Raw genomic sequence first — 25,882 nt, 5'->3', positions numbered from 1 at the left:
TGCAAGCCGGCGGAGTGCAACCCACTGGCAATGCGTCAATTCCGTCGCTTGCATTCGGGCGTTTTCAGGTCCACATATTTGGAAAGGGTGCCGTTTCCGTGTCCGACCCGCGACCTTGCCGTAACGGTCCGATGAGCATAGGAAAGGGCTTTCATCAATTCATCTGATGACATCAGGCGGTTACATGCGCCCGATAGGGTCCGAACCCGGTTACTAGTAAGGAGCAGACCTTGGCTGACGAATACAACGACGCCCCCAAAGACTGGCTTGAGGCCGAGCTGGAAGACACGCTAGACGAAGATTTCGAGATCGAGTTTAGCGAGCCCATGCTCTCGATGGAGATCCGCAAGATCTATAAGGATCAGCACCCTGAGATGCTGGACCGCAAGGTCTATTTCCGCAACCTGCTGCGCCTTCAGGCTGAACTGATCAGGGTGCAGGATTGGGTACAGCATACCGGGGCCAAGGTTTGTATCCTGTTCGAAGGGCGTGACAGCGCGGGCAAGGGGGGCGTGATCAAGCGGATCACCCAGCGTCTGAACCCTCGGGTCGCGCGGGTTGTGGCTTTGCCCGCGCCCAGTCGCCGGGAACAAAGCCAGTGGTATTTCCAGCGCTACGTTCCGCACCTGCCGGCGGCGGGCGAGATCGTGCTGTTTGACCGGTCATGGTACAACCGCGCGGGCGTCGAGCGGGTCATGGGTTTTGCCACCGAAGATCAGGTTGAACAGTTCTTTCAGGATGTTCCCGAATTTGAACGGATGCTGGTGCGCTCGGGCATCATTTTGCTGAAATACTGGTTCTCGATCACCGATGAAGAACAGCAGTTGCGATTCTTGATGCGTATTCACGATCCGATGAAACAGTGGAAGCTGTCGCCGATGGATCTGGAATCCCGCATCCGGTGGGAGGCTTACACCAAGGCCAAAGAGGATATGCTGTTCCGCACCAATATCTCGGAAGCGCCGTGGTACATCGTCGAAGGCAATGACAAAAAGCGCGAACGTCTGAACTGTATCGAACACTTGTTGACCAAGATCCCCTACACCGATGTACCGCAAGAAAAGGTCAATCTGCCGGATCGCAAGTACAACCCCGAATATGAACGTCGTGTTCTGCCGGATGAGCTGCACGTGCCCAAAATCTACTGATCCTGACGCCCCTGATGTTCCGGGGCGTTTTTCTTTGGGCCAGAAACGACAAACCCCCGAGCGATGCGTCGGGGGTCGTCAAATAGTGTCATCCAAAGCTGGACGAGCGGGGTTTTAGAGCAAACCTTCGCGCTGTGCTTTCTTACGTGCCAGTTTACGGGCACGGCGGATCGCTTCAGCTTTCTCGCGCGCTTTTTTCTCGGACGGTTTCTCGAAATGTTGCTTCAGCTTCATTTCACGGAACACGCCTTCGCGCTGCAGCTTTTTCTTCAGGGCACGAAGCGCCTGATCGACGTTATTGTCGCGAACACTAACCTGCATGTGGTTGTCACCACCTTTCTAGATAGAGTTGCAAGGAAATTGCAGGAAGTGGCCGTATAGCAAAGCCGTTCTAACTTGTCTAGTACTGGTGCCAGAACCCGGAGAACCGCCATGACCACCACTTATGTAGACGCAAAAGAGCAGCTATTGAATGCGATGCTGGACCATGTCCCGTTTGACGGATGGTCGGAAACCAGCTTTCGCATGGCCATCAGTGATTGCGATATTGATGTGGCGCTGGCCCGCTCAATCTGCCCCCGTGGCGCGGTCGATATGGCGCTGGCTTTTCATGCCCAGGGGGATGCGGCCATGGTGGAACGCTTGAAAGCCGAGGATTTGAGCGATCTGAAGTTCCGCGACCGTATCGCCGCTGCGGTCCGGTTTCGCCTACAGGCCGTCGATGATAAGGAATTGGTGCGCCGCGGCATGACGCTGTTTTCGCTGCCGATGCATGCGGCGGATGGGGCGAAGGCGATGTGGCAGACCTGCGACCTGATCTGGGACACGCTGGGGGATACCTCGGATGATGTGAACTGGTACACCAAACGGGCGACGCTGTCGGGGGTCTATTCCTCGACCGTACTGTTCTGGCTGGGGGATGATTCGCCGGATCATCAGAAGACGTGGGAGTTTCTGGATCGCCGCATCGATAACGTCATGCAGTTTGAAAAGCTCAAGGCGCAGGTGAACGGCAACCCTCTGTTCAAACCTTTCCTTGCGGTTCCGAATTGGCTGGCCGGTCAGGTGAAAGCGCCGATGAAGATGCGGGCTGATCTGCCGGGAATGCTGAACCCACGCAAGTAGCACGTAAGTGTCTGGGCCTTTCCGATTTCGCCTGCTAGGCATTGCGCCAAGGAGGACTTGCCTATGACCCAAATGATGCGCGCCGTTGAAATCACCAAGCCCGGCGGCCCGGATGTGTTGCAACTGACCGAACGCCCAGTGCCCGAGCCCGCCGCTGGTCAGGTGGTGTTGAAAGTGGCCTATGCGGGTGTGAACCGCCCGGATGCTTTGCAGCGTGCGGGCGCGTATGATCCGCCTCCGGGCGCGAGTGATCTGCCGGGGCTTGAGGCGTCGGGCGAAGTCGTTGCCCTCGGCGCAGGGGTCGAAGGTGTCGCCATCGGCGATCAGGTTTGCGCCTTGTTGCCCGGCGGTGGCTATGCCGAATACGTTGCCACGCCCGCTGCCCATTGCCTGCCCGTGCCAGAGGGGATGGGCCTTAAGGAGGCTGCGTGTCTGCCCGAGACCTTCTTTACCGTCTGGTCCAATGTGTTCACACGCGGCGGTCTGAAAGCGGGCGAGCGGTTTTTGGTTCACGGTGGGTCCAGCGGGATCGGAACAACGGCGATCCAGCTTGCAAATGCGTTCGGCGCACGGGTCTTTGCCACCGCCGGATCGGCCGAGAAATGTGCCGCCTGCGAGAAACTGGGGGCCGAAAAGGCGATTAATTACCGGGATGAGGATTTCGTATCCACCATGCGCGCCGAAGGCGGGGCGAACCTAATCCTTGATATGGTGGGCGGGGACTATATCCCGGGCAACGTTAAGGCTCTGACCGAGGATGGGCGGCTGGTTCAAATCGCCTTCCTGCAAGGCCCCAAGGTCGAGCTGAACTTTGCCATGATGATGGTGAAACGCCTGACCTTGACCGGCAGCACCCTGCGCCCGCAATCCGATCTGGCTAAGGCCAAAATCGCCCAGGACCTGCGCGAGGCGGTCTGGCCGCTGTTGGATGCAGGCAAGGTTGCACCGGTTATGGACAGCGAATTTGATATGGCCGAGGCCGCAGCGGCCCATACACGGATGGAAAGCTCGGGCCATATCGGCAAAATCGTTCTGAAGGTGGGCGGCTAAACACCGCCAGCCTGTTCAGGCCACGGCGCGGCGGTAGAGATGCCACGTGGCGTGGCCCAGAACCGGGATCACCACGATCAGCCCCAGCAGCAGCGGGATCGCGCCCAGGATAAGCATTCCGACGACGATGAATCCCCAACCCAGGATGACGGCGGGGTTCTGTCTCAGCACCCGGACCGACGTCACCACAGCAACCGGCAGCCCGACCTTGCGGTCCAGCAACAGCGGAAAGCTGACAACGCTGACCGCAAGCGCGATCAGGGCGAACAAAAAGCCGACCGCGTTGCCGAACAGGATCATGGTCCAACCCGCGCCGGTCGTGAAGGTCTGAGTCAGAAATGCGCCCAACGACTCTGGCAGATCAGGACCAAGGGTTCGCACATAGATGCTCTGTGCGACCATCAGCCAGATCAGAAACAACATAACCAGATAGAACCCCAGCGCGAGAATGGCGCCGAAGGAAGGTGAGCGGAATACAGACAGCGCGTCCAGCCAATGCGCCTCGCCGCCCTTTTCACGGGTGCGGCTGATCTCATAGAGGCCAACGGCGGCTACAGGGCCGATCAGCGCGAACCCTGCGACCAGAGGGGCCAGCAGAGGGATCATGTTGCGGTCCAGCCCCAACCCAAACATCAGCAAGCCCGCAATCGGATAGATCAGCACGACAAACACCGCATCCGCGCGGGTTTCCAGAAAGTCGCGACCCCCGGCCTTCAAACATTCCCGCAGGTCCTGCATGGTCAGATCTCGAACAGCTGGCAGTTTTCGTGTGTCGGCACTGCCTAGGCTGTTGACGCTTTCCGCGATGTGATCGCTGGTAGCGCCAAGATTTCGCGCAGCCCAGCTTACCGGGTTTCCAATCGTTTTCGCCATCGTCATCCCCTCCTCTTTTGCGGCTTGGCGCAGCAGAGAGAATCCGGCATCGGTTGCCCTGGGCCGGACCCGCCGGCAACGCTTACCCCCGAGTATAGCACAGTTTTTCCCGATTTGCGCCGGGTTGCGCTTTTGTGCCGATTGCGCTGCGTCACAAGCGTGTTAGCTTGTCGTCAGGGTACAGGAGGTGAGTATGCAGCAAACGGCACGTACAGTCGTCATTCACAAACATGGTGGCCCCGAGGTTCTGACCCTCGAAGATCGCCCGGTGGGCGAGCCGGGACCGGGCGAGGTGCGCATTCGTCACCGTGCCTGCGGACTGAATTTTATCGACGTGTACCAGCGCGCGGGTCTTTACCCGCTTGAGCTGCCACACGCGCTGGGAATGGAAGCCTCGGGCGTGATCGAGGCAGCGGGCGAAGGCGTGACCCATCTGGAACCCGGTCAGCGCGCGGCCTATGCCGCAATGCCAGCCGGGGCCTATTGCGAGGCGCGGGTTATGCCTGCGGCGCAAGTGTGCCCGCTGCCTGAAAGCATCTCATTTGACACGGCTGCCGCAATGATGCTCAAGGGGATGACGGTCGAATATCTATTTCATCGCACGACGCCGTTGAAACGCGGGGATACGGTTCTGTTCCACGCCGCAGCCGGAGGTGTAGGCTTGATCGCCTGCCAATGGGCTAAATCCGAGGGGATTAAACTGATCGGGACCGCAGGAACGGACGAAAAATGTAGCCTCGCCAAGTTCAACGGGGCGGCGCATTGCATCAACTATCGCACCGAAGACTTCGCCGAGCGCGTGGCCGAGATCACGGGTGGTAAAGGCGTGGACGTGGTAATGGACTCGATCGGAGCGGATACGTTCAACGGCTCGCTCGACAGTCTCAAGCCACTGGGGATGATGATCTCGTTTGGCAATGCATCGGGCTCGGTACCGCTTATCGACATCGGCATTCTGGCCAAGAAAGGCTCGATCAAGATCACACGGCCCACCTTGTTCACGCATATTGCCGATCACAGCGTTTGTCAGGCGATGGCGCGCCGTCTGTTCAACAAAGTTGATGGGGGCGAGGTCAAAATCCACATCGACCAGCGTTTCCCGCTGGATCAGGTGGCTGAGGCGCATCGCACGCTTGAGGCACGCAAGACAACGGGCAGCACCATCCTGGAACTATGATCTGACATGGCCCCGACTTCTGGTCGGGACCAAGCTTGTGCGCAAGGAATGGGTCAGAACCGGTATGCGGCGCGGGCCTGAAAGGTGGTCGCATCGACGTCGACGCCGGATGAATTGAAGTCGTTGAACTCGTGATACAGGATTTCGCCACTGATGCTTACATTCGGGGCAACGATCTGTTCGTACCCGGCACCGATGAACCAACCATCGTCACTACCCAGATTATCGGTTCCGGCTTCGGCAAAGCCGCCGATGCCATAAAGCAGCCCTTGCGATGTGACTTTGTAACCCGCGTGCGCTTTGATGCGCCAAACATCCTCGACCGTGGCTGCGCCACTCAGATCAACGTCTGTCCAATCGTAGTCGAAGCCGCCGCCAACAACCCAATCGCCAAGATCGTAGTCATAGCCCAGAATGATGCCGCCAATCGCACCGTCGCCGTCGATGCCCGAGATGTTTGTGTCGATATCGGCATATCCGACTTGCAGACCGCCATAGAACCACGTCCAGTCGCCTGAAGATTGCGCAGCGGCTGATCCCGCCGCCAGAAACGCAAGGCCAGTGGCCGCCAAAATCTTTTTTCTCATGTCGTGCTTCTTTCCCTCAGCTCGGTTTATTGCGCCTTTCCCGGCTTGGATCGCGCACTTGCATATTTGAATGCGTTTGAGCGAAGGGTTGGATCACTCGGTGATTTAGCGAAGGAGGGGGTTTTCACCGAACCGACGTGGCAGAGGGGCGTCGTGCGGTTGAAAGTTTGCTTGCGGAAGGGAAACTATCTACAGATAGCTGTCCAACGAAAAACGGCGGCAGATTTCTCTGCCGCCGCCCCGAGGTAATCCGTGAGTGGATTATTGAGCTTGCAGCTCTGCCGGAGTTTTGCCGGCAATGTCTTTCCAGTTGGCGTCTGCGCGCTCGTTAAAGCCCGGGATATCGCCTTCCCAGCGTTCCTGAATGTCGGCCGACAGGTTCAGGTACAGCTTGTTGTCAACGATTTTCCAGTAGTTCGGGTCGCCGTCAAACTTGAAGCCCATCGCGGTGCCGAATGCGCAGTAGCCGCCATATGCGGGCAGGTACGCTTCGGGGTTTTCTTCAAATGCAACTTTGTTTTCTTCCGAAGCAAAGCGGTACAGCGCATCGTTGTGCAGTGTGGTGATGCGGTAGTCGCCCTTGGTGGCTTCGCCAACGGTGAAGTAGGCAACCGGGTCATAACCCTGCAGCGCCAGGCCGGTCGAGCTTGCGTTCAGTTCAACGCCAGCGGCCAGAGCCGTGCTTGCAACTGCGACGGACAGCGCAACGCCGCCGATGAGGGATTTGATCTTGTTCATGGTGTTCACCTTTCGTGAATTGAGCCACCGGACGACACAGTAATTGTATCTGGGCAACCCTGTCGATTTTGTTCTGTGCGGTCGGTAATTGGCCGTCACGACCCCGAAGTGGGGGCCGGTCTGATCACGTTCAAAACAATCAAATGTGATCATGAGGTAACAAACGCGTTTCGCCCATGAATAAAGGGCGATGCTTACTTTTCGGGCTGAAAAGAAATCACGAATTCAGTGACTTTTTGTGCCGACATCTCACAGGGGCGCAGCAGGGCGCCGCTGTTTTTGGTCAGATAAAGGTTCAGGCTGATATAGTCCGGCCCACCGCGTTCACGGGCCACCAGTTTGTGGGATTTCCCACCCGCCAACTCGGATCGACTGACGACATAGGATTTGGCGCCGCTCTGCCCATTAGACGTGCCAAGAGGGATTGCGAAGAATGCGGTCAGAAACGTGTCCGAGGCGGTCAAGACTGACCGATTTTTGGCTCGGTTCCAGCTTTGATGCGCGCGATATTGGCGCTATGGCGCCAGTAGACCAGCAAGGTCAGGATAACACCCAGCCCAAATGTCGGGGACTCAGTCAGCACCATGATCCAGATTGTCGACATCGCCGCAGCCATCAGAGCCGCGAGAGACGAGATGCGCCAGATCAGCGCCGTCACCAGCCATGTCAGGCAACAGGCTACGCCGACGCGCCAATCCAATGCCAGCCACAGGCCGAGGAAGGTCGCGACACCCTTGCCGCCCTTGAACCCCAGCCAGACCGGAAAGCAATGGCCCAAAAACGCGGCCAGGGCGGCGATTTGAGCGGCGTCTTCTCCGGCCAGTGCGCGCGCCAGCAGGACAGCGACCCCGCCTTTGGCGGCGTCAAAGATCAGGGTCAGCGCAGCAGCGCGTTTGTTCCCGGTACGCAGGACATTGGTCGCGCCGATATTGCCCGAGCCGATATTGCGCAGATTTCCCAGCCCCATCACCTTGGCAAGGATCAGACCAAAAGGGATCGACCCTATCAGATAGCCAAATGCGGCCCAAAGGATCAGTTGGGCCGTGGAACTGTCAATTGGGGGCATCAGGGTCTCCGGTATACTTCTTGGCCTGCGACATAGGTTGCCGTGACCTTACCCTGCATCCGCTGGCCGTCAAACGGAGTGTTCTGCGATTTCGATTTCAGGCTGAAGCGATCCAGCACAAAGGGCACGTCCGGGTCAAACAGCACCAGATCAGCTGGTGCGCCTTCGGCTAGTCGTCCGCTCTCCAGCCCCAGCCGTTTGGCCGGGTTCAAGGCCATGGCGCGGAACAGGGTCGGCAGGTCCAGTTGCTCGGCGTGATAGAGGCGCAGTGCGGCAGGCAATAACGTCTCAAGCGCCACTGCGCCCGATGCTGCCTCTTCAAACGGCAGGCGTTTGCTTTCCTCGTCCTGTGGCGTGTGCATCGAACTGATGATGTCGATCAGCCCAGTGCGCACCGCCTCAATTACGGCTTGCCGGTCATCCTCGGACCGCAGCGGCGGCTTGACCTTGAAGAAGGTGCGATAGTCGGCCACGTCCAATTCGTTCAGCGTCAGATGGTGGATCGAGGTGCCTGCGGTGATATTCAGCCCGTTCCGCTTGGCGCGCTCCAGCGCGGGCAGGGCGCGGGCGGTGGTGATCTGATCGGCGTGGTAGGCGGCTCCGGTCATCTCAAGCAGAGCAATATCGCGGTCCAGCCCCATGCGTTCTGCCATGGGCGAAACGGCAGGCAACCCATAAAGCGCGGCGAACTTACCGCTGGTAGCGGCGGCCCCGGTGCTGAGTCCCGGTTCCTGCGGATGCGCTATCACCAGCACGCCGCAGGATTTGGCATAGGTCAGCGCGCGGGAAAAAACCTTGGTATTGGCGACTACGTGGTCGCAATCGGTAAAGGCCACAGCGCCTGCATCTTGCAGAAAGCCGATCTCGGTCATCTCGCGCCCTTCGCGGCCCTTGGTCAGCGCGGCCATGGGCAGCACATTGACCGGCGCATCCGCCTGCGCGCGGCGCGTGGCGAATTCCAGCGTTTCGGGTGTGTCGATGGCGGGCAGTGTATCGGGACGGGTAACGATGGTGGTTACGCCGCCCGCTGCGGCAGCCAAGCCGGCGGATTTATAGCTTTCCTTGTGCCGTTCGCCCGGCTCGCAAACCTTGACTCCGATATCGACGATGCCGGGGGCTAGACATTGCCCGCCGCAGTCGATCACCTGTGCGTCTGTGGCCGGAGCGGCACCTTCGCCGAGGCCAGCAATGCGGCCTTCCGAGACGTGCAGCCAACCAACTGTGTCCGTTCCGGCCTCGGGGTCGATCAGGCGGGCATTGGTGAAAATCTGGTCGGTCATGTCTGGGCCTCTCGGGCTTTGATCAGGGCTGCCATGGCGGCGTCCGGGTCGGGCAGGTATTCGAATACCAGAAACCGCAGCTGCGAAAACACGATGTTGTGTCCGTTGCGATAGAATTTCAGGTCGGGATGAACGGATAAGGATTTTGCTTTGAATATCTCGCTGATCCACCAGACGTTGCGGTTGGTCACGACATAGACGCGCCGCGTGCGGATTAACTGTTCCCACCACATGAAAAACGCCAACAACAACGTGCAACCGATAAGCTTCCAATAATCGCGCGCAGTCTCCGCAAACCATGGGCTGGCAATCCAACTGAGCGCAAGGCAGGCAATTAGAATGCCATATGCCCATCTCAGGCGTGGAGGAAAATATCCCTGGTCAGGCCGCCCATGCCACAGCACCTGTTCAGTGTCGGGTATTTTCTTGCGCCAGCAGTCGTCGCTCATCCCATGGCCCTTTCTATGGCGGCTTTGGTGGCGGCGGGGTCGGCTTGGTACTTGATCAGGTGCTTGTCGCCGCTTTTGGTGACGACCTGCACGAAACTGCCCATCGTGTTGACGGCTTCGATCTGGTTCAGCGCAACCTTGCGCGGGCCGGGACCGGTGAGGGTGCTGTCAGACATTTCCCACGCATTGCTCAGTTCCTCGGACGCCAGATACCACGCGCGGATGCCGATGGCTGCAAGCCCGGCGGGCGCTCCGGTCCAGACATAGGGGTTTCCGATCAGCCAAAGCACGATCATCGCGCCCGCCATGGCGATGGCGGCCAGGGTCAGGTTGGTTTGGATATAGGCGCGCTTGTTCGGGGTGAAGACTACAGGATCAGCCACAGGGCACCTCCGACAACAAACAAGATGATCACCGCCAACAGGGCCGAGCCGATGCGGTTGGGTGCGCCGGTCTCGATCGGGGATTGCGGGGCCGAGAAGGGCCGCGCGCTTTCAGTGTCGATCGCGCCGCCGGTCCAGTTGGTGGCCTCTTCGGTATAAAGTCCTTGCAGGTGAAGGCGGGCGTCAGGCGTCAAGTTGGCCGCGCGATCGTGAAACGCGGCACTGCGCACCACCATCACCCAGCCTTCGATGGCGTCCAGCGTGGCGCGGTTCAGCTGATCCTCGGACACACCGCAACCTTCGTGCAGGTATCCATAAAGCCCGAGGTCTTCGAGGTCTGAAACGGGAAAGATATCGATCTGCCCTGTATCCAGACCATCGACCCCAAGAACTTGATCGGCGGCACCGGGTTCGCGCAGGAACTTGGCCTCCTCAGCGCGCATATCCAGCTTGAATAGGCGGATCACGCCGCGTTCATGGGGGGCGACGGTCAGGTTGTTCATGCCGCCTCGCGCAGGTTGCGGGCCAGCAACTCCATCGCGGCCATGCGGACGGCGACGCCCATTTCGACCTGTTCCTGAATGACCGAGCGGTTGATATCATCGGCCAGCGTGCCGTCGATTTCCACGCCGCGGTTCATCGGGCCGGGATGCATGACGATGGCGTCGGGTTTGGCCAGCGCCAGTTTTGCCGAATCCAGCCCGTAGCGGTGGTAATATTCGCGCTCCGAGGGGATAAAGCCGCCATCCATCCGCTCTTTCTGAAGGCGCAGCATCATCACGACGTCGACGTCCCTCAGACCTTCGTTCATGTCGTCGTAAATCTCGGCCCCGAACTCGGCAAAGGTCGAAGGCACCAACGTCGGCGGGCCGATCAGGCGGATACGGTTTTCCATCTTGCCCAGCAGGATCAGGTTCGACCGTGCCACACGCGAATGCGCGACGTCCCCGCAAATCGCGATGTTCAGACGGTGCAAACGACCCTTGGCGCGGCGGATGGTCAATGCGTCCAGCAGCGCCTGCGTCGGGTGTTCGTGCTTGCCGTCACCTGCATTCAGCACAGCGCAGTTCACCTTTTGCGCCAGCAGGTCCACAGCACCGGAATGCGGATGCCGCACCACCAGCAGATCGGGGTGCATCGCGTTCAGGGTCATAGCCGTGTCGATCAGAGTCTCGCCCTTTTTGATTGAGCTGGCCTGCATCGCCATGTTCATCACATCCGCGCCCAGCCGCTTGCCCGCCAGTTCGAAACTGGCCTGCGTTCGGGTCGAGTTTTCAAAGAACATGTTGATCTGCGTCAGCCCTGACAGCACGTCGGAATGCTTGGTCGACTGTCGGTTCATGTCGACATAGGTCTCGGCCAGATCAAGGATGGCGGTGATATCGGATTGTGACAGATGCTCGATGCCAAGAAGGTGACGATGGGCGAAACGCATGGGCGGGCTCCTGTCTGACAATCGAGCCGCTTATAGAAACCTGCGGGGGCTAAGGCAACCTATGGTTCCGACCCCTCGGGCAGTTTCTCGCACCCGCCTTCGGGCAGGCAACGCTCGCCGGGTCTGCACCATTTGGCATTGCCGCAATCAACGGCCTTGACCGGGACGCAGCCTTGATTGGCTGAGCATTTGAATCCTTGCCGACATTGCGAGCCGGTTTCTTCGCATAGGAACCAGCCCGGACGGGTGCAGCCGCCGCCCGGCAAGCAACTTGTACCGCTGGCGCAGGTGCTGCCGTCGTCACATCTGGCTTGTGGGCGGGGCAGGTTAAACTCCAGCTGGATCGCTTCGCATTCACCGCGCCCGTTGCACGAGGTGCCACTGGGACAATCCAGGCTTGTTCGGCACTTGTTCTCGCCTTTTGGGGCGCAGCGGCGACTGCCGATGCAACGCTCGAACGGACCGCAGGAAAACCCGCCGCCGCAATAGGTGCCGCCGGGTGGGATGCAATGTCCGTCAAAACCGCAGCGTTGCCCGACCGGACAGCAGTTGCGCCCGCACCGCAATTGCCCCGCGCGGCATTGGTTGACGCGGTCCTGAACCCGGTTGCGTTGCGACAGGCCGTTGCGGTTATGGATGCCTGGGGTTTGAATGCCGAGGCGGTCATTTATCTGCGCAAAGCTTGGGCTGCTGAAGGGGATCAGCAACACGGCAACCAGAAAGAATCGCAAAAGGGTCAACATGAATGCGACAATGGTCGGCGCGGCAGGGCGGGCGATCAAGTGCTATTCGCTTTCCCTCGGTCAAAAGCTGGTTAGATTGAGGGGCATGGAATCGGCTTTGGACTATTACACCGCGCGGGCGCTGCTGGATTGGCAGATCGAACTGGGCGCAACGGATGCAATTGGCGACGCGCCGGTTGACCGATATGCGCTGCCCGATACCGCACCCAAAGCCAAAAAGCCGGAGGTGCAGGCCGCGCCTGCAAAGCCCAAACAGGTCGATCCTGTGGCGGTTGCCAAGGCCGCGGCCACAGCGGCGGGGTCGCTGGATCAGTTGCGCGCGGCGATGGACGGGTTTGATCATTGCGAGTTGAAGCGCGGCGCGCGACAGTTGGTTTTTGCCGATGGCACGCCGGGTGCGCGGGTGATGATCATCGGTGAGGCTCCGGGCCGGGACGAGGATCGTGAGGGCAAACCTTTCGTAGGCCGCGCGGGTCAGTTGTTGGACCGTATGCTGGCGGCGATTGATCTGGATCGGCGGGAAAACGTCTACATCACCAACGTGCTGCCATGGCGGCCGCCGCAGAACCGCGACCCCAAGCCCGAAGAGATCGGGATGATGAAGCCGTTTCTGGAACGTCACGTGGCACTGGCCAAGCCCGACGTGCTGGTGGTCATGGGCAATATAAGTTGTCAGGCAGTGCTGGGCAAACGAGGTATCACCCGGCTGCGCGGGCAATGGGCTCAGGCGCTGGATCTGCCGGTGATCCCCATGTTCCACCCTGCCTATCTGCTGCGCCAGCCGCAGGCCAAACGACAGGCCTGGGCCGATCTGCTGGAACTGAAAGCTCGGCTGGAGGGTAAGTGATGCGCATTCTGGCCTTTTCTGACTTGCATATGGCACGTCACCGCGCCTCCGAACTGGTTGCTGCGAGTACCGAGGCCGATCTGGTGATCGGCGCCGGGGACTATTGCAACATGCGGCAGGGTCTGGGTGAGGCGATGGACATGTTGTCCGGCATCACCGCTCCGCTGGTTCTTGTGCCCGGCAACGCCGAAAGCGCCGAGGAACTGACCGCTGCCGCGTCGCATGGCGTTCATGTCCTGCACGGGACAAGTATGACTGTGGACGGGTTGCGCCTGTTCGGTCTGGGCTATGGCGTGCCGCCGACGCCGTTCGGAGACTGGTCCTGTGACCTGTCCGAGGGCGAGGCCGCTGAGTTGCTGGACCGGTGCGAAGGGGCGGAAGTTCTGATCACGCATTCGCCTCCCAAAGGCTATGGCGATGTGACCTCGACCGGTGATGCGGTTGGGTCGACCGCGGTGCGAGATGCGATCGAACGGTTGCAACCGCAGATGTCGCTACATGGGCACATCCACGACAGCTGGGGCTATCGCGGCACGCTAGGGCAGACACAGATCGCCAATCTTGGGCCGCGCGTGAATTGGTTCGAGGTTGAGATATGATCGAAACAGTCACTCTATTGGCTTTCATCCCGGCGGCAATGGCGCTGAACTTTACGCCCGGCGCGGACATGATGTTCTGTTTCGGGCAGGGTTTGAAATCCGGAGCAAAACCCGCGCTGGTCGCTAGTGCCGGAGTTTCGACGGGGCTGATGGTGCATGTGTTGTTGGCCGGGCTTGGGCTTGGGGCTGCGGTTTCTGCTCTGCCATGGTTGTTCGACGTGATCCGCTGGATGGGTGTGGCCTATCTGCTGTATCTGGCCTGGGGTGCGATCCGACATGGGGCTGTGTCTGCGGATGCGCCTGCTAAACCGGCGCGCTATGCGTTTCGGGACGGGATGGTGGTGAACCTGACCAATCCCAAAGTGATCCTGTTCGTGCTGGCCTTTATCCCGCAATTTGTGAACCCGGCCATCGGACCGATCCTGCCGCAATTCCTCATCCTGGGCGTGATCATCGCGCTGGGTGGGTTCGTGGTGAACGGACTGGTGGGGATTTTTGCTGGAGGCGCTGGGCGAGTGCTGATTTCGAACCCGCGCGCCTCACGTATCATTGGTTGGGTGACGGGCGGGATTTTCACTGCTCTGGCGATCCGCCTTGCTATTCTGGAAAGGGCCTGACGCAAGATGTCACGCATTGATGAAACCATGGATTTCATTCCCGTTCGGATTGCGGTCCTGACCGTCTCGGACACCCGTTCACTGGATGAGGACCGTTCGGGCCAAACCTTGGTGGACCGGATCGAAAAGGCGGGCCATTCGGTGGCGGATCGCAAAATCATCCGCGATGAGCGCGCCCAGATCGCAGATCAGCTGCGCACTTGGATTGCCGACCCCGAGATCGACGTTGTGATCTCGACCGGCGGCACCGGGCTGACGGGGCGTGATGTGACGGTCGAGGCGCATCGGGACGTCTACGAAAAAGAGATTGAGGCCTTTGGCACCGTCTTCACGATTGTCTCGATGGAGAAGATCGGTACCTCGGCCGTTCAGTCCCGCGCAACGGGCGGCGTGGCAGGTGGCACCTATCTGTTTGCGCTGCCCGGCAGCCCCGGTGCTTGCAAGGACGCCTGGGATGCGATTCTGGAAAAGCAGTTCGATTATCGCCACCGTCCCTGCAATTTTGTAGAAATAATGCCCAGATTGGACGAACATCTGCGACGGAAGTAGACTGCTCGCACGTTCAACATTTTATAACCGCTTTGTGGCTTGGCATTTTTGACCGCCCGGCTACCTTTTGTAGGTGGCGGCTTGATGCAACCGGGGTAAGTGCAACATGCGATTTCTGAGGCAGAGCCTTGTCGGTGTGTTTCTGGCGTCCGTGACGCTGGCGCTGCTGTTTGTTGCGGCCCAGATGATCGCGGGGGCCGTGCAAGAAGTGCTGACCCGCGAAGATCGCCCGCCGAAGGCTCGTGAACGCATCTTTGCCGTATCCGTACGCCCGGCCGAGTTTGTAACCGTCACCCCTAATCTGGAAGCGTTCGGTGAGGTTCAAAGCCGTCGCCGGTTGGAACTGCGCGCGGCGCTGGGTGGGCGGGTCGTTGCCCTGTCTGAGGATTTCGAGGATGGCGGTGCGGTAACCGCAGGCGAAGTGCTGGTCGAGTTGGACCCGGCAAATGCGCAATCGGCCCTTGATCGCGCCAAATCGGATTTGCTGGATGCCCAGTTCGAAGAACGTGACGCCGAGCGTTCGCTTCTGTTGGCGCAGGATGAGTTGAAATCGTCAGAAACGCAGGTTGAATTGCGAAACCGCGCGATGAAACGGCAGCAGGACCTTCTGGCTCGGGGTGTTGGTTCTGTCGCGGCGGCGGATGATGCGGAACTTGCAGCAGCCGCGGCCGAGCAAGCAGTTCTGGCCAGGCGTATCGCATTGGCGCAGGCGGAATCGCGGGTGGATCAGGCGACGACACTGCTGTCTCGCGCCCGTATCGCGCTTGAAGCCGCCGAACGTGATCTGGGCGACATGACCATCCACGCCCGATTTGGTGGAACGCTGACCGATGTCACGCTGGTCGAAGGGCGTTTGGTTGCGGCCAACGAAAAGCTGGCCGAACTTGTGGACCCCAACGCGCTGGAGGTCGCTTTTCGCGTCTCGACTGCGCAGTTCGTGCGTCTTTTGGATGCAAATGGCGATCTGATCTCGGCCCCGGTCACGGTCTCGCTTGAGGTCACGGGCGCGGATCTGACTGCACAGGGACAGATCAGCCGTGACAGTGGGTCTGCCGGGGAAGGGCAGACCGGGCGTCTGATCTATGCGCGGCTTGACGGGGCCTCGGGCTTCAAGCCGGGGGATTTCGTGACCGTCACTGTGCAGGAACAGCCGCTGGACAATGTGGTGCGCCTGCCTTCGTCTGCTTTGGATGCGGTGGGGACGGTTCTGGTACTGGGCCCCGATGACCGGCTTGAGGCGCTGCCTGTGCAACTGGTCCGCCGTCAGGGGGATGAGGTTCTGCTGCGTGGCGAAGGCTTGGAAGGGCGAGAGGTCGTAATTGGCCGCACGCCGCTGCTGGGCGCGGGGGTACGTGTGCGCCCGTTGCGGGTTGAGGCGAGCGCCGGAGCGGATGCGGGCTTGGTCGAACTGTCAGACGAACAGCGAGCGCAGCTTGTGGCGCAGGTCGAAGCCAGCGACCGGATGCCCAAGGACATGAAAGAGCGCGTGCTGACTCAATTGAGCGAGCCTAAAGTCCCCGCCTCGCTGGTGCAGCGAATTGAAAACCGGGCCGGAGGATAGGCGCGATGATGCGCGAAATCCCCGGTGCGGCCAGCGGCATTCTCAGCTATTTCACCCGCCATAGGACCGTCGCCAACCTGTTGTTGCTGGTCATGGTAGTTCTGGGCATCGCGGCGGCCCCAAACATGCGGGCGCAATTCTTTCCAGATGTGATCCTGGAACGGGTCGACGTGAATGTCGCATGGGAAGGCGCGGGCCCCGAAGACGTGGATAACGGGATTGTTCAGGTGCTGGAGCCGGCACTGTTGGCGGTTGAGGGCGTGGCCAGCACAGATGCGACGTCGCGCGAGGGCAATGCCCGCATTCGGCTGGAGTTCGAGCCTAACTGGGATATGTCGCGCGCGGTCGAAGAAGTCAGAACTGCCGTTGATGGCGTGACCAACCTGCCCGAAGATGCGGACGAGCCGACTATTCGGCGCGGGGCTTGGCGCGATCGGGTGACCGATCTGGTTGTGACAGGGCCGGTCGCGCCGGATCAGTTGGCAAAGTTCACCGATGAATTGATCAACCGCCTGTTTGCCGTGGGCGTCACGCGGACCACGATCCGGGGCCTTGCTGCGCCGCGTATCGTGGTCGAGGTGCCCACCGCGCAACTGATCGCCAATGACATCACCCTGTCCGAGATTGCACAAGCAGTCGCTGCCGAGGTCACAGCAAACCCCGCAGGCGATGTGACCGGGGCCAATGCGCGCATCCGCACAGGTACCGAAAAACGGAGCCCCGAGCAGATTGAGGGCATCCCTCTGCGTAATTTCGACGATGGCTCGAAGCTGTTGATCGGCGATGTGGCGCAGATCCGGGTCGAGGGCGTGAACCGCGATCGCAGCTATTTCGTCGGCGAAAACCCGGCCATGTCGGTGCGGGTTGACCGCTCGAACCTGGGGGATGCGATTGAAATTCAGCACACGGTCGAAGACGTGGTCGCCGAAATGCAGGCCAGTCTGCCCGAAGGTGTCACGGTCGAGCTGATCCGAACCCGTGCGCAGGCCATCACCGACCGTCTGGATATTTTGATCGACAACGGGCTGGTCGGGTTGGGACTGGTCGTGTGCCTGCTGTTTCTATTCCTCAACGCGCGGATCGCCTTTTGGGTGGCGGCGGGGATTCCGGTGGCGATGTCTGCGGCGATTGCCTTCATGTATATCGGCGGGTTGTCGATCAACATGGTCTCGCTGTTTGGTCTGATCATCACGCTCGGTATTGTCGTGGATGACGCCATCGTGGTGGGCGAACACGCCGATTTCCGTGCCCGACGACTAGGCGAGCCGCCCATGGTCGCCGCCGAACGCGCCGCACGCCGGATGGCCATGCCGGTCTTTGCCGCGACGTTGACGACGGTGATTGCCTTTTTCGGCCTGACCGCGATTGGAGGTCGGTTTGGCGAGTTGATCCGCGATATCCCCTTCACGGTGATTGCGGTGCTGATCGCCTCGTTGATCGAATGCTTCTTAATCCTGCCGAACCACATGGCCCATGCTATCGCGCATTCGGCCAAGGAGCACTGGTACGATCTGCCCAACCGCGTGGTCAATCGCGGGTTCCGCTGGGTGCGGGATCATGTCTTCCGCAAGGTGATCGCCTGGGCCGTCGCCGGACGGTATGTGGTGGTGGCTGCCATGGTGATGGTGTTGGCCAGCCAGGTGGCTCTGTTCATCAAGGGCGACGTGAACTGGCGGTTCTTTAACGCGCCCGAACGTGGCTCGGTCACCGGTAATTTCATCATGGTCGAGGGTGCGACCCGCACGGACACGCTGGCGATGATGCGGCAGTTGCAGATCGCGGTCGAAGAGATGGGGCAGATCTACGAAGAGCGCCACGGCCGCAACCCCATCGAATACGTTTTGGCCGAGGTCGGCGGCACCGCCGGGTTCGGACTGGCTGCGGCGGACGGCAAGGATTCAGATCTGTTGGGCGGGATTTCGATCGAACTGATCGATGCCGACCTGCGCCCCTATTCCGGCTTTGAGTTCATCGGAGAACTTCAGGACTACGTCCCGCGCCATCCGAAGGTCGAATTGCTCAGCTTTAGGGGGTGGCGGTCAGGACCGGGCGGCGATGCAATCGACGTGCAGTTTTCTGGTGCGGATGTGAACACGCTCAAGGCCGCGTCCGAGGACCTTCAGCTTGAATTGTCGAAATACCCCGAAGTGTCCGCGCTGGAAGACAATCTGGCCTATGACAAGGAAGAATACATCCTCGATCTGACGGCACAGGGGCAGGCGTTGGGTTTCCGCATCGAAACGCTTGGCCGTGTTCTGCGCGACCGGCTAAACGGGATCGAGGCCGCGACCTTCCCCGATGGCCCTCGCAGCGCTGAGATCAGAGTTGAACTGCCTGAAGGCGAGCTAACCGCCGATTTTCTGGAGCGCACGCTGATGCGTACCCCGGATGGGGTTTACGTGCCGCTGGCCGATATCGTCTCGGTCCAGCGCAAGTCTGGCTTTTCCACCGTGCGGCGTGAGAATGGATTGCGGGTGATCTCGGTCAACGGAGATATATCGGAAGACGATCCGGCCCAAGCAGCCGAGATCGCGCGCGCCATGCAAGAAGAGATCCTGCCCAATATCGCCGCTGAACGGCAGGTGGAATGGACCATGGCTGGCCTCAGCGAACAAGAAAATGAATTCCTGACCGAGGCGCGCACCGGTCTGATCCTGTGCCTGACCGGCATCTATCTGGTTCTGGCCTGGGTCTTTGCCAGTTGGACGCGCCCACTGGTGGTCATGGCGATCATTCCGTTCGGTCTGGTTGGCACCATTTGGGGGCATTATGTCTGGGATGTCCCGCTGAGCATGTTCACGGTTGTCGGTCTGTTGGGAATGACCGGGATCATCATCAACGACTCGATTGTTCTGGTTACGACCATTGATGCCTATCAGCAGGACAGGGGGCTTGTGCCCTCGATCATCGAAGGCACCGCCGACCGGTTGCGACCGGTCATGCTGACGACGCTGACCACGGTTCTGGGTTTGACACCCTTGCTGTATGAGGGCTCGCAACAGGCCCAGTTCCTGAAGCCGACTGTCATCACGCTGGTCTATGGGCTGGCCTTCGGGATGCTGTTGGTGCTGCTGTTGGTTCCGGCGCTGCTGGCGATTCTGAACGACCTGTCGCGCCCGATGACCGCCATGCGCCGCGCCCTGCGTGCCCCGGATCGGGTCGTACAGGCGATGCTGACGGCAACGGGGTTTGTGTTGCTGGTCTGGTTCGGGCTGACCATGGTCTGGCCGGTGGCCACTGGGGCACCGATATCGATGTTGACTGGTCTTTACGGGGCCGAAGATGGAATCGCGGCGTTGAATATGGGGCTTGGGGCCTTTGTCGCAGGGGCTGCTATGATTCTAGTGATAAGTATTGCGCTGTCCGGCCTGCTCTATGCGCGGCTCAAGGGGCGCATGGCCTAGCCTCGGCGCAGGGCGGTTGCCAGAAGGTCGGGGACCCGGTCGCTCATCGGCAGGTCGCCGCGTTGGATCTGATCCAGCGGAAACCACTGCGCATCCGGTGCGTCATCGCCTGGGGCAGGCTGACCCGAGATATACTCACAGGCCACACCGACCAGCAGATAATGGTTTAGAACCGCGCCTTGGGCATCTCGGCGCAGCAGGTCCAAATTGTCCAGATAGTGTAATGGGCGTGCGTTGACCGAGGTTTCCTCAAGCAATTCCCGCCGGGCGGCCTCCAGAACGGTTTCGCCCCATTCGACATGACCCCCGGGAAACCCCCACAGCCCAGCATCAGGCTGTTTGCCACGCTGGACCAACAGAACCTGCCCGGCATGCACGACAACGGCCAGCGCACCGATTTTGGGGGTTTGGGTCATGCGGGGTCAGCCTGCGCTGCACCCCTGAATGTCGACGGCATGGTTTTCGCCCAGAACGGTGATCCGAATTGCAGACCGGTTCAGAGCAAAAGCGGCCCCATAGGCGCTGACAACTTCAGAGGTCGCAACCAGCGTATCGCCCTGACGCGAAGTGTAGGGCTGCGAAGCCCAGAGCGTTGGGTCGCCGGGCTCGATAACCGCGATCTCCTGCCCTCCGGCCGAGGGCATGGTCACGCGTGCTTCTATCTTGATCCCGTCCGAGGTGGGGGTCAGGCTGCAATGTGCACCGGACACCCGTGCCTCTTTCGCCGAATAAGGGCGCTGAGCCAGCGCTGCGGCGATGGTCGGGTTGCGCCCGGCATCAGCGTTCAGCGTGTGATCAAAGCCCAGCCGTTCAGGAATGCAGACATCCTTGCATATGCCCAAGTCCATTGTGCCTTTCAGATGCACGGGCTTTGCCGGATTTGCAGGCGTGATCTCGACAGGCAGGACAAGTTGGTCCTCGTAGCCGATAGATTGCAGGCCGTTCTGGTCAAAGATATCCGGTGCGGGCCACGTGATCGACACATCCCCGACATTGTCCGAACTGGTCCAGTCGAACTGAGGCGGGATACCCGCATCACCTGGCGCGCGCCAATAGGTTTTCCATCCGTCCTGCAACGTCACCCGCACGGCGCCCAGATAGGTGCCCTTGGCGGTGCGTCCACCATCCAGAATGTCCAGTTCAGCCACAGGGCCATTGACCTCGGCCGTGGCCGCACCGGCCGCGCCGAGGATGAGGGTCAAAGCGACCGCTGAAAATGTCATATGCGCGTTCATAATATATAAATGCGCGGTTGCAGCGCAGATTCCAAGTCACGTTCCGGTCACCTGAATGAAATCTGCGGAAAACTGCTGTGATCCCTTGCCAATGCCCGTCCGCAGGGGCCATTGTTGAAGGTGACTCAGCAAGAGATGTCGTTTTATGGACCTAACCGGAAAACTGTTGATTGCGATGCCTGGCATGGGCGATCCGCGTTTCGATCATTCGGTGGTGTTTATGTGCAGCCATGGCGATGACGGGGCGATGGGCCTGATTATCAACAAACCGGCAGACCTGCGGATCAAGACCCTGCTGAGCCAGCTAAATATCCCCTGCCGTATTCCGATTGTCGGCGAACGTCTGGTGCATTTCGGGGGTCCGGTTGAGATGTCGCGTGGCTTTGTCTTGCACAGTGCGGATTATGACGCCAATCTGCATTCGATGAAGATCTCGGATGATTTCAGTATGACGGCGACGCTGGATGTGCTCGAAGATCTGGCCTCGGGGCGTGGGCCGCTGAATTCGACCCTGGCGTTGGGTTATTCCGGCTGGGGTCCGGGTCAGCTTGAGGATGAGATCGCTATGAATGGCTGGCTGACCACGGATGCGACCTCGAAACTGGTGTTCGACGTGCCCGATGATGACAAATGGGAGGCCGCGCTGGCGACTCTTGGTGTTGATCCGCTGACGCTGTCGGCCAGCGCCGGGCGCGCCTGATCAGCTATCTCGCGGCGCGGCGGCGCGGCGCAGGCGGTCATTGATGGCTACACCCAGCCCGACAGAGGGGATCGGCGACACCGCAATCGGGCGTCCGGTATCGTTCAGCTTGTGCAGGGCGGCAAACAGGTTGGCGGCGGCCTCGGTCAGATTGCCAGTCGGCGACAGATTCAGATCGCAATCCACCGCGCCGAAACCCAGCAAAACCTCATCCCCCTGCGCCTGATCAGCCTCAAGGCGAACCGGGGAATCCGGCGCGTAATGCGATTGCAGCTGACCCGGCGCCGTCAAGATGCCATCAGGTTGGTGGGGGTGAAGCTCAGCGCCCAAGACCTGTTCTATCTGGTCCAGGGCCACGCCGCCGGGGCGCAGCAGGGTTGGCTCACCTGAAAGCCCGACAATTGTGGACTCCAGGCCTACGCCACAGGGACCATCATTCAAAATGGCCGCGATGCGCCCGTCGAGACCGGCGCGTACGTGGTCGGCGGTGGTTGGGCTGATCTGGCCCGAAGGGTTGGCAGATGGGGCGGCCACGGGGCCGTCAAACGCCGTCAAAATGGCGCGCGCTGTAGGATGGGCCGGAACCCGCACCGCCAACGTATCCAACCCGGCCGTGACCAGCGACGACACGCCATGATCCGCGCGCAGGGGCAGCACCAGCGTAAGCGGGCCGGGCCAGAAGGCATGCGCAAGTGCTTCGGCCTGATCCGACCACTGAACGAAGCGCTGTGCCGCCTCAACCGAGGCGACATGCGCGATCAGAGGATTGAAACTGGGCCGTCCCTTGGCCGCGTAGATGTTTGCGACCGCCTCACCGTTGCAAGCATCGCCACCCAACCCATAGACAGTCTCGGTCGGGAAGGCGACCAGCAGACCCTGCCGCAGCAGGTCCGCCGCCTGCGCAATTCCGGTCGGGTCGGCGGACAGTTCGAGGGTTCCGTTGGGGATCATGAGGGGTGACGCCGCGTTTCGATTGCTTGTATCATGGGGACAGGTACCTAATCGTCTAAATCCAGATGAATAACGGCGGGTGCCGGGTTTTCCAACCCTGCCGTTTGAGACCCATTGAAAGCCCCGAGGTGAAGCCATGCCCTATCGCGCTCCCGTTTCCGACTATGAGTTCCTGTTCCGCCACGGCGTCGCGTTCGATCAGATCGCGGCGACGGACCGGTTTTCGGAAGCCAGCGAAGATGTGGTGAGCGCAATTCTGACCGAAGCGGGCAAGATGTGCGAAGAGGTTATGGCCCCGCTACAACGCCCCGGCGATCTGGAGCCCGCGCGCCTGGAAAACGGCGTTCTGCGCACCTCGCCGGGCTATGGCGACGGTTGGAAAGCAATTGCCGAAGGCGGCTGGATCGGGATGAGCGCTGACCCGGAATATGGTGGTATGGGCCTGCCGATGACCCTGACCACGGCTGTTAACGAGATGATGTCGGCCGCCTGTCTGTCGCTGCAACTTGCCCCTTTGATGACCCAGGGCCAAATCGAGGCGTTGGAACATCACGCCAGCGACAGCTTGAAAGAACTGTATCTGCCCAAGATGATCGCAGGTGAATGGTCGGGCACAATGAACCTGACCGAACCGCAGGCCGGTTCAGATGTGGGTGCTCTGACCTCCAAAGCCGAGCCCAACGGTGATGGCACCTATGCGGTTTCGGGCCAAAAGATTTATATCTCGTGGGGCGATAACGATTTTGCCGAAAACATTTGCCATCTGGTGCTGGCGCGTCTGCCCGACGGTGTGCCCGGAACCAAAGGGATTTCGCTGTTCCTGGTGCCCAAGTACCTGCCGGATGAGAATGGGAACCCCGGCGTGGCTAATGACCTGAAAGTGGTTTCTTTGGAGCATAAAATGGGTCTGCACGGCTCGCCGACCTGTGTAATGCAGTATGACGGGGCCACCGGTTGGCTGGTGGGCAAGGAACATGGCGGTATGGCCGCGATGTTCACCATGATGAACAACGCTCGTCTGGGCGTCGGCGGGCAGGGCGTGGGTGCGGCCGAAGGGGCCTATCAGCACGCACTGGCCTATGCGCAGGAACGTAAGCAGGGCAAGACCCCCTCGGGCACCATCATCGACCATGCGGATGTGCGCCGGATGCTGATGGGTATGCGTGCCGATGTTTTTGCGGCGCGTGCAATCATGCTGGCCAACGCTGCGGCCATCGACATGGCCACAGCCACCGGGGATGCTGATTGGGTGGCGCGCGCAGCGCTGCTGACGCCAATCAGCAAGGTCTTTGGCACTGAAACCGGAATGCGGGTTTCGGAAACAGGGGTTCAGGTGCATGGCGGCATGGGCTTTATCGAGGAAACCGGCGCGGCGCAGTTCTATCGCGATGTGCGCGTGACCGCGATTTACGAAGGCACGAACGGCATTCAAGCGATGGACCTTGTCGCGCGCAAGATGATGGATGGCGGCGAGGCGGCGGGTCGCCTGCTGGACGAGATCGAAGATCACGCCGAAAAGGCCCGCGCAACCATGCCCGAACTTGCGGGCCCGGTTTGGGAAGCGACCGAAAGCTTGCGTGAAACCACCGAATGGCTGGTTTCGCAGAGCGATATGAACACCCGTTTTGCCGGTGCGGTACCCTATCTTCATGCGTTTGCGCGCGTGTTGGGCGGACATTTTCACCTCAAGGCGGCGCTGGCTGCGGCCGATGGACCTCGGTTCAAGCTGGCGCGTTATTATATCAACGCGCTGCTGCCTGAATGTGCCGGTTTGTTGGCGCAGGCGCAGAATGGCGCTGACGACATCTACGCAATGGACGTAGATGAAATGGTGGCCTGATGGACGGAGATACCGCGCTGACGATCCGCTATCCTTGGCCCGAGCCCCCGGCACCGGGTGAAGCGATCGAGATTGCCGAGGGCGTGTTGTGGATGCGCCTGCCGCTCCCTATGGCGCTGGATCACGTCAATGTCTATGCGCTGGATGACGGTGACGGCTGGACGGTGATTGACGCGGGGCTGTCCTCGAACAAGACCCGGCGCATCTGGACCGACCTGATGGCGGGTCCGCTGGCTGGCAAGCCCGTCAAACGGGTGGTCGTCACACATCACCATCCTGATCACGTGGGCAACGCCGGGTGGTTTCAGTCCGAACACAGGGCCGAACTGGTCACGACCCGCACTGCCTGGCTGTTTTCCCGAATGCTGCAACTGGACGTCCAGGAAACCTGGCCGACCGAGACGCTGGATTATTACCGCAGCGCCGGTATGGATGCGGATTTCCTGGCCAAACGGATGACCGAACGGCCCTTTAACTTCTGCGACACGGTCTATCCGATGCCACTGGGCTTTACCCGGATCAAGCAGGGCAGCGTGATCCGCATGGGTGGGCGCGACTGGGACGTGCATATCGGCAATGGCCACGCGCCCGAACATGCCACCTTCTGGAGCCGCGACGACAATCTGGTGATCACCGGCGATCAGATCCTCAGCTCGATCAGCCCCAATCTGGGGGTCTACGTCACCGAGCCGCTGGCCGACCCGGTAGCCGAATGGCTGGACGCGTGCGAGCGTTTGCAGGGCCTCGCGCAGCCCGATCATCTGGCGCTGGGCGGGCACAAACTGCCCTTTACCGGGCTGCCGCTGCGGATGAAGCAATTGATCAACAACCATCACAGCGCGCTGGAACGTCTGACCGATTTTCTGAACACGCCAAAAACCGCCGCTGAGTGTTTTCCGCCCCTGTTCAAACGCGAGATCGGCGACGGCGAATATGGGCTGGCGCTGGTCGAGTCAGTTGCACATCTGAACCATCTCTATCACATTGGAGCGGTGACCCGGACGCGGCGCGCAGACGGGGCGTGGGAGTTTCAGCGCAAAGGGTAAAACCATGGACAAGATCGATACCTCGGCCGAGGCGGCAGAATCCGCAGCCCTTCCCCGATGCTACGAGGTCCATGCCAATCCTGACGCTCAATCCGGGGAACAGGAGTTGCCCAACACGCTGCAGAAACCGGTCGAGACCAAAAGCCCCGCGCAATGGGCTTACGAGCGGTTGATCCTCTATATCCAGAATTTCGAAAAGACGCTGGATGCCGATCACGAAGTTGCCATGGGCTTTACCGGTGGCGACGCTGGCGTGATGCGGATCGAAGGGATGGGCTATTTCGACCCGGATATGATCACGTTTTATGGATCGGATGCGACGGGCGCGCGGACGCAACTGGTGCAACACGTCAGTCAGTTGAACGTGATGCTGCGCGCCCTACCCAAATCGGTCGAGGATAAACCGGCCAACCGGATCGGGTTCAGGCTGGCGGCTGATCTGGAAGATAGCTGATTACCTGACTTGCAATTCACGTTTG

At 60.3% G+C, this 25,882-nt stretch carries 29 protein-coding genes; 14 read left to right on the top strand and 15 right to left on the bottom strand.

The genetic code is table 11. The features are described 5' to 3' along the window. Positions 1 to 230 precede the first annotated feature (230 nt). A complete protein-coding gene (gene ppk2, locus AC2FJ6_RS09905; RefSeq protein ID WP_170785014.1) occupies positions 231 to 1,148 on the top strand; it encodes a polyphosphate kinase 2 in 918 nt (305 codons plus the stop codon). Between the two features lie 114 nt (positions 1,149 to 1,262). Here ppk2 and rpsU read toward each other — a convergent pair whose 3' ends face one another. Then, positions 1,263 to 1,469 carry a 30S ribosomal protein S21 gene (rpsU, locus tag AC2FJ6_RS09900; RefSeq protein ID WP_005614280.1) on the bottom strand — a complete coding sequence of 69 codons (207 nt, stop codon included), beginning with the start codon at positions 1,467 to 1,469 and terminating at the stop codon, positions 1,263 to 1,265. 111 nt (positions 1,470 to 1,580) lie between these two features. Here rpsU and AC2FJ6_RS09895 point away from each other — a divergent pair, with 111 nt between their 5' ends. Then, a complete protein-coding gene (locus AC2FJ6_RS09895) occupies positions 1,581 to 2,273 on the top strand; it encodes a COQ9 family protein (RefSeq protein ID WP_496668901.1) in 693 nt (230 codons plus the stop codon). Positions 2,274 to 2,336: 63 nt separating this feature from the next. Then, positions 2,337 to 3,323, top strand: a complete 987-nt coding sequence (locus AC2FJ6_RS09890) for an NAD(P)H-quinone oxidoreductase (RefSeq protein ID WP_496668899.1) — start codon at positions 2,337 to 2,339, stop codon at positions 3,321 to 3,323. Positions 3,324 to 3,338: 15 nt separating this feature from the next. Here the strand turns inward: AC2FJ6_RS09890 and AC2FJ6_RS09885 are convergent, their stop codons facing one another. Next, on the bottom strand, positions 3,339 to 4,196 hold the full coding sequence (locus AC2FJ6_RS09885; RefSeq protein WP_496668897.1) for a DUF2189 domain-containing protein: 858 nt from the start codon (positions 4,194 to 4,196) through the stop codon (positions 3,339 to 3,341). A gap of 193 nt (positions 4,197 to 4,389) precedes the next feature. On the opposite strand from AC2FJ6_RS09885, the gene AC2FJ6_RS09880 reads away from it, so the two are divergent. Continuing rightward, positions 4,390 to 5,373, top strand: coding sequence for a quinone oxidoreductase family protein (locus tag AC2FJ6_RS09880; RefSeq protein WP_170772678.1), 984 nt, complete (start codon positions 4,390 to 4,392; stop codon positions 5,371 to 5,373). 53 nt (positions 5,374 to 5,426) lie between these two features. On the opposite strand, the gene AC2FJ6_RS09875 is transcribed toward AC2FJ6_RS09880, so the two are convergent. The 10 genes from AC2FJ6_RS09875 to AC2FJ6_RS09830 form a co-directional block, all read right to left on the bottom strand. Further along, the gene (locus tag AC2FJ6_RS09875) at positions 5,427 to 5,960 is read right to left on the bottom strand and encodes an outer membrane protein (RefSeq protein WP_170772676.1); all 534 of its coding nucleotides are present in this window, start codon (positions 5,958 to 5,960) and stop codon (positions 5,427 to 5,429) included. A 261-nt stretch (positions 5,961 to 6,221) separates the two neighbouring features. Then, positions 6,222 to 6,698 carry a YHS domain-containing (seleno)protein gene (locus tag AC2FJ6_RS09870; RefSeq protein WP_170772674.1) on the bottom strand — a complete coding sequence of 159 codons (477 nt, stop codon included), beginning with the start codon at positions 6,696 to 6,698 and terminating at the stop codon, positions 6,222 to 6,224. A 194-nt stretch (positions 6,699 to 6,892) separates the two neighbouring features. Further along, entirely contained in the window at positions 6,893 to 7,162 is a 270-nt protein-coding gene (locus tag AC2FJ6_RS09865) for a hypothetical protein (protein ID WP_170772672.1), read from the bottom strand. Next, complete coding sequence (plsY, locus tag AC2FJ6_RS09860; RefSeq protein ID WP_170772671.1) at positions 7,159 to 7,764, bottom strand: glycerol-3-phosphate 1-O-acyltransferase PlsY; 606 nt, start codon at positions 7,762 to 7,764, stop codon at positions 7,159 to 7,161. The genes AC2FJ6_RS09865 and plsY overlap by 4 nt, the downstream gene beginning before the upstream one ends. Further along, positions 7,764 to 9,044: a dihydroorotase gene (gene pyrC / locus AC2FJ6_RS09855; protein WP_170772669.1), complete on the bottom strand. Its 1,281-nt coding sequence runs from the start codon at positions 9,042 to 9,044 to the stop codon at positions 7,764 to 7,766. Before pyrC ends, plsY begins: the two co-directional genes overlap by 1 nt. Beyond that, positions 9,041 to 9,493, bottom strand: a complete 453-nt coding sequence (locus AC2FJ6_RS09850) for a hypothetical protein (RefSeq protein WP_170772667.1) — start codon at positions 9,491 to 9,493, stop codon at positions 9,041 to 9,043. The genes pyrC and AC2FJ6_RS09850 overlap by 4 nt, the downstream gene beginning before the upstream one ends. Beyond that, the gene (locus tag AC2FJ6_RS09845) at positions 9,490 to 9,876 is read right to left on the bottom strand and encodes a hypothetical protein (protein WP_170772665.1); all 387 of its coding nucleotides are present in this window, start codon (positions 9,874 to 9,876) and stop codon (positions 9,490 to 9,492) included. Before AC2FJ6_RS09845 ends, AC2FJ6_RS09850 begins: the two co-directional genes overlap by 4 nt. After that, the gene (locus AC2FJ6_RS09840; RefSeq protein WP_480875979.1) at positions 9,861 to 10,379 is read right to left on the bottom strand and encodes a hypothetical protein; all 519 of its coding nucleotides are present in this window, start codon (positions 10,377 to 10,379) and stop codon (positions 9,861 to 9,863) included. Before AC2FJ6_RS09840 ends, AC2FJ6_RS09845 begins: the two co-directional genes overlap by 16 nt. Then, a complete protein-coding gene (locus tag AC2FJ6_RS09835) occupies positions 10,376 to 11,311 on the bottom strand; it encodes an aspartate carbamoyltransferase catalytic subunit (protein ID WP_170772661.1) in 936 nt (311 codons plus the stop codon). The genes AC2FJ6_RS09840 and AC2FJ6_RS09835 overlap by 4 nt, the downstream gene beginning before the upstream one ends. A 59-nt stretch (positions 11,312 to 11,370) precedes the next feature. Further along, positions 11,371 to 12,054 carry a scavenger receptor class F, member 2 gene (locus AC2FJ6_RS09830; protein WP_480506649.1) on the bottom strand — a complete coding sequence of 228 codons (684 nt, stop codon included), beginning with the start codon at positions 12,052 to 12,054 and terminating at the stop codon, positions 11,371 to 11,373. Positions 12,055 to 12,139: 85 nt separating this feature from the next. Between AC2FJ6_RS09830 and AC2FJ6_RS09825 the strand changes: the two genes are divergently transcribed. The 6 genes from AC2FJ6_RS09825 (at position 12,140) to AC2FJ6_RS09800 (ending at position 19,631) form a co-directional block, all read left to right on the top strand. Continuing rightward, entirely contained in the window at positions 12,140 to 12,901 is a 762-nt protein-coding gene (locus tag AC2FJ6_RS09825) for a uracil-DNA glycosylase (protein ID WP_170772660.1), read from the top strand. Further along, positions 12,901 to 13,500: a metallophosphoesterase family protein gene (locus tag AC2FJ6_RS09820; protein WP_480875975.1), complete on the top strand. Its 600-nt coding sequence runs from the start codon at positions 12,901 to 12,903 to the stop codon at positions 13,498 to 13,500. Before AC2FJ6_RS09825 ends, AC2FJ6_RS09820 begins: the two co-directional genes overlap by 1 nt. Further along, the gene (locus tag AC2FJ6_RS09815; protein ID WP_170772656.1) at positions 13,497 to 14,117 is read left to right on the top strand and encodes a LysE family translocator; all 621 of its coding nucleotides are present in this window, start codon (positions 13,497 to 13,499) and stop codon (positions 14,115 to 14,117) included. The genes AC2FJ6_RS09820 and AC2FJ6_RS09815 overlap by 4 nt, the downstream gene beginning before the upstream one ends. A 6-nt stretch (positions 14,118 to 14,123) precedes the next feature. Beyond that, on the top strand, positions 14,124 to 14,666 hold the full coding sequence (moaB, locus tag AC2FJ6_RS09810) for a molybdenum cofactor biosynthesis protein B (protein WP_170772654.1): 543 nt from the start codon (positions 14,124 to 14,126) through the stop codon (positions 14,664 to 14,666). A gap of 106 nt (positions 14,667 to 14,772) precedes the next feature. Then, the gene (locus tag AC2FJ6_RS09805) at positions 14,773 to 16,227 is read left to right on the top strand and encodes an efflux RND transporter periplasmic adaptor subunit (protein ID WP_170772652.1); all 1,455 of its coding nucleotides are present in this window, start codon (positions 14,773 to 14,775) and stop codon (positions 16,225 to 16,227) included. A gap of 5 nt (positions 16,228 to 16,232) precedes the next feature. Beyond that, positions 16,233 to 19,631, top strand: a complete 3,399-nt coding sequence (locus AC2FJ6_RS09800; protein WP_170772649.1) for an efflux RND transporter permease subunit — start codon at positions 16,233 to 16,235, stop codon at positions 19,629 to 19,631. Here the strand turns inward: AC2FJ6_RS09800 and AC2FJ6_RS09795 are convergent. Both AC2FJ6_RS09795 and AC2FJ6_RS09790 read right to left on the bottom strand, forming a co-directional pair. Then, the gene (locus AC2FJ6_RS09795) at positions 19,628 to 20,047 is read right to left on the bottom strand and encodes an NUDIX hydrolase (RefSeq protein ID WP_170772647.1); all 420 of its coding nucleotides are present in this window, start codon (positions 20,045 to 20,047) and stop codon (positions 19,628 to 19,630) included. The genes AC2FJ6_RS09800 and AC2FJ6_RS09795 overlap by 4 nt on opposite strands. A 6-nt stretch (positions 20,048 to 20,053) precedes the next feature. Beyond that, on the bottom strand, positions 20,054 to 20,854 hold the full coding sequence (locus AC2FJ6_RS09790; RefSeq protein WP_170772645.1) for a protein-disulfide reductase DsbD domain-containing protein: 801 nt from the start codon (positions 20,852 to 20,854) through the stop codon (positions 20,054 to 20,056). A gap of 157 nt (positions 20,855 to 21,011) precedes the next feature. Between AC2FJ6_RS09790 and AC2FJ6_RS09785 the strand changes: the two genes are divergently transcribed. After that, positions 21,012 to 21,566: a YqgE/AlgH family protein gene (locus AC2FJ6_RS09785; RefSeq protein WP_170772643.1), complete on the top strand. Its 555-nt coding sequence runs from the start codon at positions 21,012 to 21,014 to the stop codon at positions 21,564 to 21,566. Here AC2FJ6_RS09785 and AC2FJ6_RS09780 read toward each other — a convergent pair whose 3' ends face one another. Further along, positions 21,567 to 22,517, bottom strand: a complete 951-nt coding sequence (locus AC2FJ6_RS09780) for an L-threonylcarbamoyladenylate synthase (RefSeq protein WP_170772642.1) — start codon at positions 22,515 to 22,517, stop codon at positions 21,567 to 21,569. A 136-nt stretch (positions 22,518 to 22,653) separates the two neighbouring features. Between AC2FJ6_RS09780 and AC2FJ6_RS09775 the strand changes: the two genes are divergently transcribed. Genes AC2FJ6_RS09775 through AC2FJ6_RS09765 form a run of 3 tightly spaced genes read left to right on the top strand, consistent with a single transcriptional unit; the run spans position 22,654 to position 25,857 of the window. Beyond that, positions 22,654 to 24,357, top strand: coding sequence for an acyl-CoA dehydrogenase family protein (locus tag AC2FJ6_RS09775; protein ID WP_170772640.1), 1,704 nt, complete (start codon positions 22,654 to 22,656; stop codon positions 24,355 to 24,357). Beyond that, positions 24,357 to 25,403: an MBL fold metallo-hydrolase gene (locus tag AC2FJ6_RS09770; protein ID WP_170772638.1), complete on the top strand. Its 1,047-nt coding sequence runs from the start codon at positions 24,357 to 24,359 to the stop codon at positions 25,401 to 25,403. The genes AC2FJ6_RS09775 and AC2FJ6_RS09770 overlap by 1 nt, the downstream gene beginning before the upstream one ends. 4 nt (positions 25,404 to 25,407) lie before the next feature. Further along, the gene (locus tag AC2FJ6_RS09765) at positions 25,408 to 25,857 is read left to right on the top strand and encodes a DUF6173 family protein (protein WP_170772636.1); all 450 of its coding nucleotides are present in this window, start codon (positions 25,408 to 25,410) and stop codon (positions 25,855 to 25,857) included. The last annotated feature ends 25 nt before the right edge of the window (positions 25,858 to 25,882 follow it).

Source organism: Ruegeria sp. CDSA089 (assembly GCF_059612205.1).
This window is presented reverse-complemented; position numbering and strand designations above follow the sequence as displayed.